Origin of the sequence: Erwinia sp., from assembly GCF_031978025.1 — a bacterium.
Lineage (GTDB): Bacteria > Pseudomonadota > Gammaproteobacteria > Enterobacterales > Enterobacteriaceae > Erwinia.
The window spans coordinates 1-14815 of the sequence record NZ_DALZCD010000088.1 but is presented as its reverse complement, the minus strand read 5'-3'; the positions used below and the strand labels follow the sequence as shown (position 1 = coordinate 14815).

15 protein-coding genes are annotated in these 14815 nt (G+C 54.8%); 4 read left to right on the top strand and 11 right to left on the bottom strand.

Annotation, left to right across the window (positions count from 1 at the left end):
• On the bottom strand, nt 1-213 hold a 213-nt coding region (yjbE, locus tag RTK32_RS09215; protein WP_312043258.1), incomplete at its 3' end, for an exopolysaccharide production protein YjbE.
• A 584-nt stretch (nt 214-797) separates the two neighbouring features.
• On the opposite strand from yjbE, the gene RTK32_RS09210 reads away from it, so the two are divergent.
• A complete protein-coding gene (locus RTK32_RS09210) occupies nt 798-1028 on the top strand; it encodes a hypothetical protein (RefSeq protein WP_312043256.1) in 231 nt (76 codons plus the stop codon).
• Between the two features lie 65 nt (nt 1029-1093).
• Here RTK32_RS09210 and RTK32_RS09205 read toward each other — a convergent pair whose 3' ends face one another.
• Nucleotides 1094-2110: an acyltransferase family protein gene (locus RTK32_RS09205; protein ID WP_312043254.1), complete on the bottom strand. Its 1017-nt coding sequence runs from the start codon at nt 2108-2110 to the stop codon at nt 1094-1096.
• Between the two features lie 111 nt (nt 2111-2221).
• Entirely contained in the window at nt 2222-2449 is a 228-nt protein-coding gene (locus RTK32_RS09200; RefSeq protein WP_312043253.1) for a hypothetical protein, read from the bottom strand.
• A gap of 642 nt (nt 2450-3091) precedes the next feature.
• Between RTK32_RS09200 and RTK32_RS09195 the strand changes: the two genes are divergently transcribed.
• A complete protein-coding gene (locus RTK32_RS09195) occupies nt 3092-3286 on the top strand; it encodes a hypothetical protein (protein WP_125288348.1) in 195 nt (64 codons plus the stop codon).
• A gap of 34 nt (nt 3287-3320) precedes the next feature.
• On the opposite strand, the gene RTK32_RS09190 is transcribed toward RTK32_RS09195, so the two are convergent.
• From RTK32_RS09190 to RTK32_RS09160, 7 genes are all read right to left on the bottom strand, one after another.
• Entirely contained in the window at nt 3321-4889 is a 1569-nt protein-coding gene (locus RTK32_RS09190) for an ABC transporter substrate-binding protein (RefSeq protein ID WP_312043251.1), read from the bottom strand.
• A gap of 144 nt (nt 4890-5033) precedes the next feature.
• Nucleotides 5034-5696: an ABC transporter ATP-binding protein gene (locus RTK32_RS09185; RefSeq protein WP_312043260.1), complete on the bottom strand. Its 663-nt coding sequence runs from the start codon at nt 5694-5696 to the stop codon at nt 5034-5036.
• Nucleotides 5689-6537 (bottom strand): ABC transporter ATP-binding protein, encoded by an 849-nt coding sequence (locus tag RTK32_RS09180; protein ID WP_312043249.1) that lies wholly within the window; start codon nt 6535-6537, stop codon nt 5689-5691. The genes RTK32_RS09185 and RTK32_RS09180 overlap by 8 nt, the downstream gene beginning before the upstream one ends.
• The gene (locus RTK32_RS09175; protein ID WP_312043247.1) at nt 6527-7384 is read right to left on the bottom strand and encodes an ABC transporter permease; all 858 of its coding nucleotides are present in this window, start codon (nt 7382-7384) and stop codon (nt 6527-6529) included. Before RTK32_RS09175 ends, RTK32_RS09180 begins: the two co-directional genes overlap by 11 nt.
• Nucleotides 7381-8433, bottom strand: coding sequence for an ABC transporter permease (locus RTK32_RS09170; RefSeq protein ID WP_312043245.1), 1053 nt, complete (start codon nt 8431-8433; stop codon nt 7381-7383). Before RTK32_RS09170 ends, RTK32_RS09175 begins: the two co-directional genes overlap by 4 nt.
• Nucleotides 8433-9998 (bottom strand): ABC transporter substrate-binding protein, encoded by a 1566-nt coding sequence (locus RTK32_RS09165; RefSeq protein WP_312043243.1) that lies wholly within the window; start codon nt 9996-9998, stop codon nt 8433-8435. The genes RTK32_RS09170 and RTK32_RS09165 overlap by 1 nt, the downstream gene beginning before the upstream one ends.
• Before the next feature lie 133 nt (nt 9999-10131).
• Nucleotides 10132-10800, bottom strand: coding sequence for a CPBP family intramembrane glutamic endopeptidase (locus RTK32_RS09160; RefSeq protein WP_312043241.1), 669 nt, complete (start codon nt 10798-10800; stop codon nt 10132-10134).
• 221 nt (nt 10801-11021) lie between these two features.
• Here RTK32_RS09160 and RTK32_RS09155 point away from each other — a divergent pair, with 221 nt between their 5' ends.
• Together RTK32_RS09155 and RTK32_RS09150 are read left to right on the top strand one after the other, a co-directional pair.
• On the top strand, nt 11022-13619 hold the full coding sequence (locus RTK32_RS09155) for an EAL domain-containing protein (protein ID WP_312043239.1): 2598 nt from the start codon (nt 11022-11024) through the stop codon (nt 13617-13619).
• 264 nt (nt 13620-13883) lie between these two features.
• A complete protein-coding gene (locus tag RTK32_RS09150; protein ID WP_312043237.1) occupies nt 13884-14180 on the top strand; it encodes an I78 family peptidase inhibitor in 297 nt (98 codons plus the stop codon).
• Between the two features lie 5 nt (nt 14181-14185).
• Here the strand turns inward: RTK32_RS09150 and RTK32_RS09145 are convergent, their stop codons facing one another.
• Nucleotides 14186-14692, bottom strand: coding sequence for a redoxin domain-containing protein (locus RTK32_RS09145; RefSeq protein ID WP_312043235.1), 507 nt, complete (start codon nt 14690-14692; stop codon nt 14186-14188).
• Nucleotides 14693-14815 lie beyond the last annotated feature (123 nt).

Here is a 14815-nt window from a genome sequence, read left to right as displayed (position 1 = left end):
GGAACCGTCGCTGCCACCGCCGCCCATGGTCGCCAGAGCGATACCGAGCAGCGCACCAACCGCGCCAACGCCAACGGCATTGGAGTTGCCGGCAGAAAGGGTGGTGGCTTCACTACCGGCGGCGACGCCTGCTGAAGCGGATGCTGGTGCGGCAAAAGCGGCATGGCTGCCTGTCATCATCAGGAACAAAGCCAGCGCAGTGGTTTTTTTCATTATTCTTATCCTCAGGCGTTATAACAGGTGTTGTTGGCGCAAAGCTTAGTTTCATTTCTTTGCGTTGCAAATAGCGCTAAAAGGGGGGTTTTAGCATTTTTCTGGTTGAAAATGGTGCAAACAGATCCAGCTTTAACCAGAGAAGAAAAGCAGTAAAAAGCCCGCTACAGGTGGATGATTTCTGGCGAGCGGCAGGCAGTAAGAGGCAGGCAGATGAAATTACAGAATAATCTCAATCTGTAAAACAACGCATAAGGGCGGGGAAGTGCCCGGCGCTGGTCATAAAAAAGATCCACTTTAAAGTAGAGTTTTACTGCTTTTTTCGGAATAAACGATGACGCCGAACGGCGCGATTTTGCCGCTGTTCTGACTTAAGGTAAATTGCGGGCCGAAAAAATGTGTAATGATATTTTTTCTCGTTAAGAAATATGAACAAAAAATGACGAAAGTGCCCTCAGTGACTGATTTCCTTATAAAAAGCTAAAAATAGCGGCACTATCTAAATAACCAGTTTAAACCTCTATGAGATGGCAATCTCCCCAGCATCTGCCAGACTTAAAATTTACCGGCAACAGGAGGAGACGATGAGTACCGATCACGATCTACTGGCTTCAAGCGATGAAGAAGTGTGTAACATCATTGGTAAAGCGGTGGTTGACCTGAGTATCACCGGGCAGCCTGTCAATAAGGCCACGCTGGCACTCAAGCTGTTAGCGATGGCGGATCAGGACAATGATGAAGAGCGAATTTTACTCTACTGGATTGCCCGAAGAGCAATCAACCAGCCACACAGATTTGCCGCAGCCAGTTACTGACGGTCCGTGGCACCCCGGTAGTTTGCCGGAAGAACGGCCGCTTTCAGAAGCGGCCGTTTTTACGTTCAGGTTATGCGCCTTACCCAGGGGATCTGCCGTAACAACCAGATAATGGCAGCAGAGATGACGAAACAGACCAGCGCGACGGCAGGAATCGTCAGCGTGGACGAATAGCTTTCAAATTCGATGTGGAGTAGACGCAGCAGCGGCTCCAGCACCATCAGATGCACGAAAAAGATCCCAGGGCTCAGACGCGACAGGCTGTGAATAAGCCGCACGGTACGCTTGCCGTAGTGGAAGGGGGCATTCAGCAGCATAAAGAAGCAGGCCAGCGACACCACTACCAGCGTCGGCGCGGAGTAGAACAGAAAAATGGGGTTAGGCGCAAACGTGCTGATGGAAAGTGAATAGGTCATTACCGCAGTTAAAACCGAAGATAAAATAAAGATAATGCCTGAGATAATGACTTTAGGATTGATATCGAACCGCCTTGCCACCCCGCCAATAATATAAAAACCGGACAGGTACACCACCATATCGATATTGCTGGGCTCGGGGATTGCGTGGCCTTCCAGCAGGTTCGCCTTAACATTGTCAAACAGCATATAAACCGAAGCCAACACAAACCAGACGGTAAGCGTGTAATTGACGCGCTGCTGGCTGCCGTTTTGAATAAACGTGTTCAGAAGAGGCGTGACCAGATAAAGCAGTATCATCGTGTAGATGAACCACAGGTGAGGATAAGCAGGCGTGCTCAGGAGTTCCAGCAGGCTGACCGGTGTCGTATCCGCGTTAACTTCTTTATTATAAATAATATAGATAACGGACCAGGCAACCAGCGGGATGACCAAATCCAGCACGCGAGTTTTCAGCGTGCTGAGCAAAGATTCATTTTTATTCAGGGAAACATAGCCGGCAATAAGCAGAAACAGAGGAAAAGCGATGCGCCCGAGTGCCTCATACATGACGGCAACTGACCAGGCCAGGTGGAAATAGCTGAAAGGCACGGCCGCCGTATGCAGTAAAACAACCAAATAAGTGGCTACCAGCGTCAGCAGCTTAATATTCATTTTTTTCAACACTCAACTCCTTGTCAGGAAGCGTAATCGGACGCGAGCAGTCAGATTATAGCCAGTCGGCTAAAGGTAACATACTCCGTCGTGCAGACGTATCTCCGGACAGGAAAAAAGCGGTCAGGCGCGGTGGGAAGAAGCCTCAATGGTCAGCGTACCGGGACACATCTCGGCAGGTTTGACGAGACGATATTCGGCCTGGCCCTGATGGATATAGAGGCAGGCACGGCCTGCCGACCCGCCATCCTGTTCCTGAGAAAGCGTTAGCGTCACTTTTTGCGCCAGCGCGTTGAAAGGGAGCAGCATAGCAAAAAGCGCTGGTACGGCCAGTAGCGTTAAAGTGTTCATTCCATTCATCATAAACAGCCAGAAGTTAATAGAAGGGGCCCGGCTCTGCTTTTGTCAGGCACTGCCAGTCATAAGCTATGACGGTAGCGTCCCGACGCGTCGACCTGCAAGCTTTCACGCATAATATCGGACGAAGCCTGGGGAAATCAGCTGGAAAACTCTTAATATAGCTGGAAGTAAATTTTTTGCCGGTTTTCAGCAGGAAGTTAATGAGAAATCAACAGATTTTATATGATGAGAAGAGAGGTTTTGCTTTTTCAGGGCCAGCCTGAAATAGACTATAGCGAAAAAAAGGGAATTTGGCTTAGGCGGAAAAATTGCCTCGGGAAGTGGGAAACCCTACTGCACTTCCTGAGGCTATGCAAATGCATAATACGTTACGGACGGAATGTAGACTTTTTTGATGCCTTGTACAAGTTTTATTTAAGTCTGTACAGTTTTATGTTAATGCATAGTTATGCATAAGCCCTGAGCGGATCGTTTGCACGCAGGATCCGGATCGATCGGGATCCAAAAACCTTCAGGAGCGTGCGGCAAAAGCCTCAGCGGAAGGCGTGCCGTTAGGGAAAGCGGAGAAAATATTCTGTCGGAAAAGGCGAAAGTTGTTAAAATTACTCTTTATCCTTTTCCATGGAAGCCGCTATGTCATCAGAAATCGCCCATCCTTCAAGCAGCCCTAAACAGGCCGCGCTCCAGCTGGTTATTGAACTGGTTCGCGCCGGTAAGCTCAGTCCGTTACAGGGCGATGCGTCGAATATGATCTCCATTTATGAGCAGTTCAAAACGCACTTTGAATCCGATAAGCATAAACACTCGGCCGATTCCGCTATCTCCTGATACTTCGGCGGGCGGTTTACCGCCCGCTTCGTGATTACAGCTTACTGACCGCGTCGTAATACAGCATGTTCACGCCAATACTCTGCTGTGCACCCTGTACATTGCTGCGTAATCCGACCAGCTTCTGTCCCTGAAGCGTCACCACATAAGGCGAATCCTGCTGGATCTGCGTTTGCAGCTGCTGGTAAAGCGCGCTGCGCTTTTGTGCATCGCTTTCGGCCGCCGCCGCCCGCGTCTCCCGGCTCAGCTGTGGGATAGCCCATCCCAGCCGCCATGCCAACGTTTTCGGCCCGCCAGGCACGTTGTAGGCAAAGGCGCTGGCATTAGTATTGGGATCGATATAGTCCGCGCCCCAGTAAATAAATATCGACTGAAAATCCCGTCCGCGCATTTTGCCCCACACCTCGGCTTCCGCTACCGGCTGAATAGCAATCTGAATGCCCGCTTTGGCAAAACTTGCCTGCAGCGCCTGCGCCACATCGGTATAGGGTGGCTGGTTAACGATGGTTAAAGAAAAGCGGGTGCCGGGCCTGATGCCGCCCTGCTGTAAAATGGCTTTAGCCTTCGCCAGATCATAATGAAAAGGCTGGTTTTCCAGCGCGCCATCAAATCCCTGCGGCAGGAAGCTTTGATGCACCTGGTACTGTCCTTTTAACAGCTGTTGCGAAATAGCCTGATAATCCACCAGCCAGCGCGCGGCCTGCCACAGCGCCGGATTACTTAGAGCAGGCTGCTGCTTATCCTGCGTGTTAAAGCCAAGATAGTAAACCAGGCTGGAAGGGAAGCTGGCAACGGTGACGCCGGGCTGATTTTTCAGGGCTGCGAATTGATCCGCGCCTAAATCGTAGGCCACGTCCGCATCACCCTGTTGCAGCAGCAGGCGACGTGAACCGGCATCGGCCACGCCTTTCAAAATAACCCGTTTCAGCTTCGGTGCCGGTGCGGCACGCGTGTTTTCTTCCAGCACCAGCGCCTGCTGCGGCACGAAATTGCGAATGCTGTAGGCGCCGCCGCCAGCGGAATGGGTACGCAGCCACTCATTGCCGTAATCGTCGTGGCTGGCGTGCTGCATAGCCAGCTTGCGATCGACAATGGAAGCCACTGGCGCGGTCAGCAGGCGCAGCGCCAGCTCGCGGCCGATACTGGCTGGCCAGCGGATCTCCACCTCTCTGTCGCTGCGGCGGATCAGCAGCTGGTCAATGTTTTCAGGTGTCCAGCCAAACTCGGCCAGGATAAACGAGGGCGTTTTATTCAGCTTCACCACGCGGCTCAGTGACCAGATCACGTCGTCGGCGGTGACCGGACTGCCGCTGGCGAAAGTGGCGGGCTTTAAAGTGAAAAGCAGGCTGTGTTCGCCCTCACCCGGCTGCCACGACGCCGCCAACTGCGGAGCCAGTTTTGTAGGATCGTTACGATCGGCATCGACCAGCTTCTGATAGAGATTGATCAAACTGCTGCTGCTGACGGTTTCAAAGCTTTCAGCCGGATCAAAGCTGATAATGCCGTCCAGTGGAAGGGCGACGACCAGCGTGTCGGCTGGCGTAGCCGCGTGGGCCTGCATAATGAACAGGCTGGCAAAAAGAGCAGAGGCAAACTGGCGCATCGGCGTATCCTGAAGAGAGTGATATCAGGACTATAAGGGGAAAACAAGAGGCGGGGAAATGCGAATTCCGGCAAGGGTTAGCCATTTAGGATATTAGCCAGATCAAGCGCTTATGGCTGAACAGGGCGTTCAGCCATCGCCCGTTTATTTGATATAGCCGCGTTCCATTTTCACCGCGCGATCGCACATGTGATCGATCACATCCGGATCGTGACTGACCAGCACCATGGTCAGATTATCCTGCTGCTTAAGGGTATTAAGCAGGTTAAGGATTTCAGCCTGTACTGACATATCCAGCGCTGAAGTCGGCTCGTCCAGCAGCAGGATTTTCGGCTCCAGCAGCAGCGCCCGTACGATAGCCACGCGCTGACGCTGGCCGCCGGAAAGCTGATGCGGATAGCGATCGGCCAGCGCCGGGTCCAGGCCGACATGGCGGAACCCTTGCTCAATGCGCTCATTGATATCGCGCACCTTCAGCATTTTCAGGGGTTCTGCCAGCGTGCGCTTCAGACGATGGCGCGGATGCAGCGAAGCATAGGGGTCCTGAAAGACCATCTGTACATCCTGGCGTAGCTGTCCGGTAAAGGGTTTACCGGGCGTAGCCTGATGGCCAGCCAGCGTCATCGTGCCCTGCCAGCTTGGGTTCAGGCCAGCCATAACCCACAGCAGCGATGATTTGCCGCAGCCGGAAGGGCCTACCAGCCCGAAGCACTCACCGGCCGTGACCTGAAGTGACACATCGTGCACCACGGTCCGTTGTTCATAGCCCTGGCGGTGCGCGACGCTAAGATTTTGTAAATCAATCATGCTCACGGTAAGCCTCCAGCGCGGCGCGATCCAACGTTGGCAGCAATGTCCCTTGGGTAGCCTTACTCGGGCGGCAGGACCATAGCGTACGCGTATAGGGATGCGTAGCCTGCGGCAGATTAGCGGCGGGTAGGGTATCCAGAATGTTGCCCTGATACATCACCATCACACGCTCACAATGTTCCGAAACCTGCTGCAAATCGTGGCTGATCAGCAGCAGTCCCATATTCCTTTGTTCTACCAGCCGACGGATCAGCGCCAGTACCTGATCGCGCATGGCGTGATCCAGTGCGGACGTTGGCTCGTCGGCGATCAGAAATTGCGGATCGGCAATGAGCGCAATGGCCAGCATCACGCGCTGGCCCATACCGCCGGAAAGCTGATGGGGGTAGCGCTGCATCAGTTGTGCAGGCTGCGGCAGGCCTACCGCATCCAGCATCTCACAAACTTTCTCTTTGATCTCGGCGCGGCTGAGGCGAGCGTGCAGCTTTAGCGGCTCCGCCACCTGCCAGCCGATGGTGCGCATCGGATTCAGGGCATATTTCGGATCCTGCATCACCATAGCCAGCTTGCTGCCGCGTAGCTGGCTCCAGCGGCTTTCGCTCAGCGTCAGCGCGTTTTCACCCGCCACGCTAAGGGTTGAAGCCTCTAAGTGCAGGGCAGGAGAGAGCAGGCCCATCAGGCTGCGTGCGGTCAACGATTTGCCGGAGCCGGATTCACCTACCAGCGCCACGCGCTCGCGGCCCAGCGTAAAGCTAATGTCTTTAACCAGCGCCACCCCGGCAGCGCTGCTTATTGTGAGATTTTCCGCCACAACCAGCGGGGTTGAATCAGTCGGCATTTCGGGTATCCAGTCGGTCACGCAGGCCATCGCCCGTCAGGTTAAAAGCCAGGCTGGCAAACAGGATCGCACCGCCCGGCGCGGCGGCTACCCACCACTGGTCAAAGATGACCTTGCTGCCTTCAGCCACCATTGAGCCCCATTCGGCCGTTGGCGGCTGTACGCCCATGCCCAGAAAGCCGAGGCCGGCGGCGGACAGGATAATCCCGCCCAGGCTCAGCGCCGCGCGCACGACGGCGCTGGGCAGGCAGAGCGGCAAAATATGGCCGAACATCAGGCGCAGGCCGTTAATGCCCTGCATTCTGGCGGCAGCGAGGTAATCACTGCGGCGCAGCGCCAGCGTTTCGGCGCGAGCCTGGCGAGCAAAAGGCGGCCAGCTGGTCAGCGCCAGCGCCAGCGCACCGTTAAGCAGGCCCGGGCCAAGCATGGCTACCAGCGCCAGAGCAATCACCAGGTTAGGCAGCGAAAGGAAAATATCGGTAATGCGCATCAGCACGCGTTCTGTCCAGCCACCCAGATAGCCCGCACAAATGCCTACCAGCATCCCGACCGGGATAGTTAACAGCAGGATGAGCGAGACCAGCAGCAGCGTGGGGCGAGAGCCATAAATCACGCGGGAAAGCAGATCGCGGCCAAACCCATCGGTACCCAGCCAGTGCGCGGAGGAAGGCGGCAGCAGGCGCGCTGAAATAATCTGCGCATTAGGATCGAAAGGTGCCAGCAGTGGCGCAAACAGCGCGGCCAGCAGCAGGATAGCCACCAGCGTCCCGCCGATAGCCAATGATGTGACGCGTGGACGGCGGCGGCGCGGCGCAGCAACTTCAATATCGGAAAGATTTTGCGTCATCGTGTTCTCGGATCGGTGAGATAGGTTAACGCATCCGCCAGCGCGTTCAGCATAATGAAGCAGCCGCCAATCAACAGCGTAGAGCCGAGGATAGCTGGCGTATCGGACGCAAACAGGGCAGTAGTCATATAGCGACCAACGCCGGGCCACGCGAAGACGGTTTCAGTCAGCACCGATCCCTCCAGCAGCGTGGCATATGAGAGCGCCAGTACGGTAATAAGGGTACCGCGCACGTTAGGAAAAACGTGCAGTAATAGAATACGACCACGGCTGGCGCCTTTTGCTCTTGCCAGCGTGACGTACTCTTTACTGCTCTCTTCCAGCAGCGCAGCGCGCAGCAGACGAGTAATACCCGCCATCGCCAGCAGGCCTAATACCACTACCGGCAGCCACAGGTGCGCAATGGCGTTGCGGAACATTTCAGGATCGCCGGAGAGCCAGCTGTCGATCAGCACCAGGCCGGTTTTAGGCTCCAGCGTATAGATCCAGATATCATCCAGGCGACCAGGCCCGGCTGACCAGTGCAGCACGGCGTAAAACAGCAGCAGGCCGAGCAGGCCCAGCCAGAACACCGGTACGGAATAGCCGAGCAGCGAAATCAGACGAGCCAGATTGTCCACCAGGCTGCCCGGTTTCCAGGCCGCAATCAGCGCCAGCACAATGCCGAAAAACGCACCAAAAATCATGGCACAGGTAGCCAGCTCAATGGTGGCCGGAAACGTGCGCAGGAGATCGCTGGCCACGGGAGAATTCGTCAGGCGTGAAATGCCCAGGTCACCGTGCGCCAGATGGGTCAGATAATGCCAGAACTGCATCAGCAGCGGCTGATCAAGCCCCAGCTCCTGTCGAACCTGCGCGTAGGTTGATTCGCTGGCGTGATCGCCGGCAATCTGCAACACGGGATCGACTGGCGACAGGTGCGAAAGCGTAAAGGTGAAGGCGAGCAGACCGAGCAGGGTTACCGCCAGCGAAACCAGGCCGGTCGCCAGACGGCCACCGCGTAGCCAGAACAGCCGGGCGGACCCGGCTTCAGCGGTAAAACGCGCCATTACTTACTAACCTGGCTGTAGTAGACCATATCCGGGTTAATACCCTGCACATAACCTTTAAGATTGGCGCGCAACGCAATCAGATTGCGTGCCTGCAGACCAATGACGTAAGGCGAGTTTTTCTGCACTTCACGCTGCATATTTTCATACAGTTTGATGCGCTTTTGCTTGTCGCTTTCCGCCGTGGCGGCCAGCGTCTGCTTGTTCAGCTCGGGGATATGCCAGTTAGAGCGCCAGGCCAGGGTTTTGCTGCCGTCTTCCGGGTTATAGGCAAAGGCGGAGGCGTTGGTGTTAGGATCGAAATAATCTGCGCCCCATGCGTTCAGGGTAGCTTCGTACTGATGCGCCTTCACGGCCGTCGCGACTTCGGTGCTGATGCCTGGAATGAGCTGAACCTTCACGCCACCGCGTGCAAAGCTTGCCTGCAATGCCTGAGCAATATCCAGGTAAGGCGGCTGGTTGCTGACGCTCAGTTTAAAGGTGACATTTTTCAGGCCCGCTTTCGCCAGGATCGCTTTCGCTTTTTCCGGATCGAAAGTGTAAGGGTTATCGTTCAGCGCGCCCAAAAAGCCCTGCGGCAGGAACGACTGATGCACCTGGAACTGTCCTTTTAACAGGTCATCCGCGATACCTTTATAATCAAACAGGTAGCGAGAAGCTTCCCAGAATGCCGGGTTTTTCAGCGCCGGACTGGCGTCGATATTAAACTGCATGTAATAGAGCGAGGCCATTGGCACCGCCATCGGCTTCACGTCCGTTTTGCCTTTAAGCGACGCCATCTGATCCGCGCCCAGGTTACGGGCGATATCCGCATCGCCCTGCTCCAACAGCAGACGACGAGCGGCCGGTTCCGGCACGTTTTTAATCAGCACGTTTTTCAGTTTTGGCGCGCCTGCTGGCGAAGAAGCATTCGCGGAAAGCAGCAGCACTTCATGCGGAATATATTTACGGATCTGATAAGGGCCGCTGCCTGCGGAGTGCGCTATCAGCCAGCTGTTGCCGAAGTCATTTTTTTGCGCATTAGCCATCACCGTTTTTTCATCCACAATAGACGAAACCGGCGCGGCAAGCAGGCTGAGCACGTAGGTCGGGCTGACGTCAGCCGTCCAGCTAATCTGCACGTGACTGTCGTCGATCTTCTTCAGATGCGAATCCACGTTCTCTTTGGTCCAACCCAGCTGGGTCAGGATGAAAGAGGGATCCAGGTTAAGCTTGACCACGCGTCCCAGAGAAAAGATGACATCTTCCGCACGCAGCGGATTGCCGGAAGCGAACTTCGCGCCGTCACGTAAGGTAAACGTCAGGCTGCGGTTATCGCTGCCCGGCTGCCACGAGCTGGCCAGCGTGGGCTGCAGGTCAACAGGATTTTGCGGATCTGGCTGGACCAGACGCTGATAGAGATTGGTAAACGCCTGTACTGAGGTCAGTTCAAAGCCTTGTGCAGGATCGAAGCTGTTAGCATCATCAATAGACTGCGCAATAACCAGCGTATCCGGCGGCGTAGCGGCCTGTGCCGCAAAAGAACCTGCCAGCGCGACGGCAATGGCGGGAAGCAGAAGTTTCATGACGTTTCCTTACCCTGTTTTAATTTGTTGGCGAGTGTAGATTACCTGCATACCGGATAAATAGTAGATTATCGGCTATCGATATGCGAAATAGTTATAAGTAAAACCTATTGGTTATAAACACTAACCATTTTTAGCGCAGGAAAGCGGCCCACAGCCAGGGCGCAACACCAAGAAAGTTATTCAGCATGTGCAGGGCCACGGGCAGCTTCAGGCCGTTGGAATGAAAACGGGCCAGGCAAAGCAGGAGAGAAAGGGCGGTAAGCGCTATCAGCGTGAGCAAATGAACATATTGCGTGTGCAGGCCAGCAAAGATCAGCGAAGTGAGCAGCGCGCAGGCCAGGCGCTGGCCCGGCACCAGCGTTAACAGCGCCTGAAGCAAAAACCCCCGAAAAACAATCTCTTCCGCGACAGGCGCCAGTATTACCACCGCCAGAGAAAAGGCCAGCGTACGCCAGGCTTCGAGCCGTTCACCGCTGTTCAGCTGGCTAGCGGTCCAGCTCTCCGGCTGCAGATAAAAAGACTGGCAAAAAATCAGCAGCAGCAGCAAAAGAGCAAAGATTAGCAGCTGGCCGAGCCGCAGCGAGCCTGACGGCACACTGGCATAGTGCTGACCGTACCAGCGCCAAAGCGGCACCATTACGCTGAACTCCACCAGACACAGTACCGGCATCAGCACGCCGTTTTCTGTTAAAAAAGGATAAAGTGGAGCCGTGCCGATTAGCAGCGTGATGCCATACCAAATCAGACAAATACCTGTGCAGAGCAGGGCCTCGGTGACCTTATCCGTTTCTTTATTCATTAGCAGGAGGTTGAGAAGTGCGTCAGCGGATGGTAGCAAGCGCGAAGAGACGTGTCGAGGCGGCAGAATTAGTATGCGTTGCATCTAAATTGTTCAGCTTTCGGGCCGATAGTGCATTAACGATCGCGTCTGGAAGGATAAAAGGACCTGCGATTTTCAGATAGCAGTCAGGGCAGGCAAACGGGATATGTTTGCCTGCCTGCAGATAAGGTCCGAAGTCCATGAATTTGCCCCCCATGCTGAACCACCAGATGTTTGACAGCCAGAAATCCGCCTTCATTACCCGACGAATAGCCGTGTCGCTTATTCTGTTAATGAGTGGTGTGATGCTGCTTGCCATGCTGATGGTCGTCGGTATTGCCTGGCGTCAGAATGATGAATCCATTAAGCAGGAGCGTTTTCTGCTGCACAACGCCTGGCAGGATGCCCGTCAGGGGTTGATGACCAATATCCGCGATTACGCCTTTTGGGGAGAGGCCTGGAACCATTTGCATCTGAAGATGGATAAAGTCTGGGCCTTCGATCAGCAAAACCTCGGGCCGGGCTTATACAGCGAATTCCACTACGACGGCGTTTTCGTGATCGATGGCGAAGGGCGCACTGTCTATTCCGTGGTTAACGGCCAGCTGAACGATATGCCGCTGGAAAACTGGTTGGGTATTCAGACCGTGCCGCTTATCGCCAGGGCACGCTTGTTGGCAAAAGAGGAAGGATCAACCTCCCTCAATACCCTCATCGGGTCGACACCCGCTATCGTGGCCGCTGCGCCGGTCACTACAGGAAAAGTGTCCGGGCTGAAAACCCTTCCCGGTCCGCCTTCCGTAATGGTTTTTGTCTATCGTTTTACGCCTGAAAAGCTGGTGCAGTTCGGCCGTACTATCGGCGTACGGAATGCACGCGTGCCCGACAGCACGCAGGACGCGCTGACCACGCCTTATTTACATGAAGACGTATTTGAAGGGATGCCGGTGGTGCTCCGCTGGGATTCGCAGGAGCCGGGGCGGGCGCTGTTACTGCTGTTGTTACCGCTGTTGCTGGTAGCAACGGCCCTGTTAGCCTGGATAACGCGACGCGTAATGAACCATGCCATGCATAACGCCAGGCTTTGTGACGAGCGTTTTTTACTGTTAATACACAGCCAGCGCGAGCTGGCCGTCAGCGAGGCGCGCTTCCGTGACGTGGCCGAAACCGCGTCGGACTGGATTTGGGAAACCAACGCTGAAGGCGTGCTGACCTACCTTTCTCAACGTTTTACCGCCGCCACGGGGTTTGAAGTCGGCAGGCTGCTGAATAAATCAATCGATGCGATTTTGCAGCATGATACGCAGGCGGTTTCCGACTGGCTGTTTCAACATCGGCAGGACGGGCATCGTCATACTCTACGCTGCTATTCGATGTCGGCCAGCGGTGAAAAGCGTATCTGTAGCCTGGTGGCCAATGCCGTAGAGACATGTGGGCAGATTAGTGGTTATCGTGGCACCGTTTCTGATATCACTCAGGAAATCGAGTCGCAGGCGCGTATTCACTATCTGTCACAACATGATGCGTTGACCGGCCTGCCTAACCGACTCTATATGAGCGAATTCTTGCTGAGCAGGCTACAGGCTCAGCCAACGGCGGAACGTCCGCTGGTGCTGATCAGTCTCGATCTGGACCACTTTAAGCCAATCAATGATACCTGGGGGCATGCGGCGGGCGACAGCGTGCTGAATGAAGTTTCGCACCGGCTGCGCAGCGTGCTGAAAGCCGGCGATCTGGTCTCCAGGCAGGGAGGCGATGAATTTATCATTATCGTATCCGATCTGAATGGCGAGCAGGAGATCGATGCCTGTTGTCAGGCGTTACTGGACGAAGTTTGTCGGCCTTTCCAGCTGGGCCAGCAGGAAATTTTTATTGGCGCGAGTCTGGGGATCGCGCTGGCACCGGACGATGCCATGCAGGCCGAAGAGCTGCTGCGGCTGGCCGATATCGCGCTGTATAAATCGAAGCGGGAAGGACGCAACCGCTGGACCTGGTACAGCGCTGAAATGGCCGAACAGCTGGTGCTACGCCGCGAAATGGAACGCAATTTACGCAAGGCGATCGCTGGAAATGAACTGAAACTCTTTTATCAGCCACGCTATTGTCTGAGAGGAATGCAGCTGGACGGGGCGGAAGCATTGATTCGCTGGGAGCATCCGGGCCTGGGTCTGATCATGCCGGATAGCTTTATTCCGCTGGCGGAGGAGACCGGACTGATCATTGATATCAGCGACTGGGTGCTCCGGCAGGCCTGCCACGATGCGCTTGGCTGGCCTGAATCGATGTACGTTTCGGTGAATATTTCACCGGTAGAGTTCCGTAGCGGCAATCTGACGCAGCGCGTAGCCAACGCGTTGGCCGCAAGCGGGCTGGAAGCGCACCGGCTTGAGCTTGAAATAACCGAAAATATTACCCTTGAAAATCCGCAAAGTGCACTGGAAGTGATGCAGTCTCTGAAAGAGTTGGGCGTAAAACTGACGATAGATGATTTTGGCGCGGGCCATGCTTCACTCGGTTATCTGAAGATGTTTCCGTTTGACGGAATGAAGATGGATCGATCTTATATGAGCGATTTTCCGCATTCTCCGCAGGCTATGTCGATTGTGGAGGGGATTATCGGACTGGGCAAAGCTTTCTCGTTAACGGTAACGGCGGAAGGTATTGAAACTCAGGAGCAGTTGCAGCAGCTACAGGCCATTGCCTGCCAGGAAGGACAAGGTTATTACCTGGGCCGGCCGATGCCGCTGCACCATTTCCACCAGCTGATGGAGGCGCCCGGCGAACTGGCCTGCAGCTGAATCGACAGCCCGCTTAAAGCGGGCTGTAAATTAACGGACTTTCACCGCCACCAGCGTCATCATGGCCGCTATCGCGACAAACACTATCAGATCCATAGGTCGCTCCTCTGTTGAGATAATTCTTAAATGGTAGCGCATTTTTCTGCCTGAAATAAAAGCAATCAGTGCCATTTTAGGCTGGAGTAGGGAGGGGGCCGCATTTTTGCACCCTATCGCTTATCTGCTACCCTTGCGACAAGAAAAAGCACGTTGAGGAGAGAGACCATGATTGATAAGAAAGTACTGACCGCCTTTGCTGCGGTGCTGTTACTGGCGGGATGTCAGTCGGGCGCGCAGAAAGGCGCAGCGTCAGGCCCGAACGATCCTGAAATGGACCGCTGCGGTGCTTCCGACTACCAGCAGTACGTCGGCAAGCCGCTTTCCGCCATTGACGGACTCCGCTTTGAGCACCCGGTACGTGCGATTCCCTGGAACGCTGCGGTCACGATGGATTTTAATCTTAACCGGTTAAATTTTATGGGCGACAGCCAGAATAAAATTACACAGGTCTACTGCGGTTAGTCGGGCTAATACCACTTCTTTACCCACCAGTGTCGCAGCTGAATGCCGGTGACGCTGGTCCAGCCGGTGGTGCTTAGCACCACCTTGTTTTTCTTCACGATTAATAGTGTTGGCATCACCTCAGCCTGCCAGCTGGCAGCCAGCGAGCCTGTAGGATCGTTAATAACCGGCATGATGAGGTGTTTACCGTTGAGCAAGCGGACAATCTGAATATCGTCGCCTGCATGTTGTGCAATGGTCAGCACGTTATAACCTTTACCGCTCAGGTTAATGAGATTGCGGGTGGTATATCGGCAAACGTTACAGTCCCTACTCCAGAAATAGATCAACAGCGGTTTTTTTGCGCTTAGCTCAGCGACAGTGATCGTTCGGCCATCAATGGTATGAAAAACCTGTTGGGCAAAGTCGGCTGGCGGCTTTGGCGCGCGCACCCAGTCTATTAGCCATAACACCAGGGCCATCGCCAGCAGCAGCAAAAAAAGGGCTCGCAGGCACTGTCCGAGTGTCGTCATCGATCGGGCCTGCCACGCAGGGGCGACTCTGATAAGTAAAAAGCTGTCGTAAATCCTGTAAGCATGTCCATTTACCTGAGTGGGAGCAACAGATCCAACCGTTGCCGATAAAGTGAGGGGGTC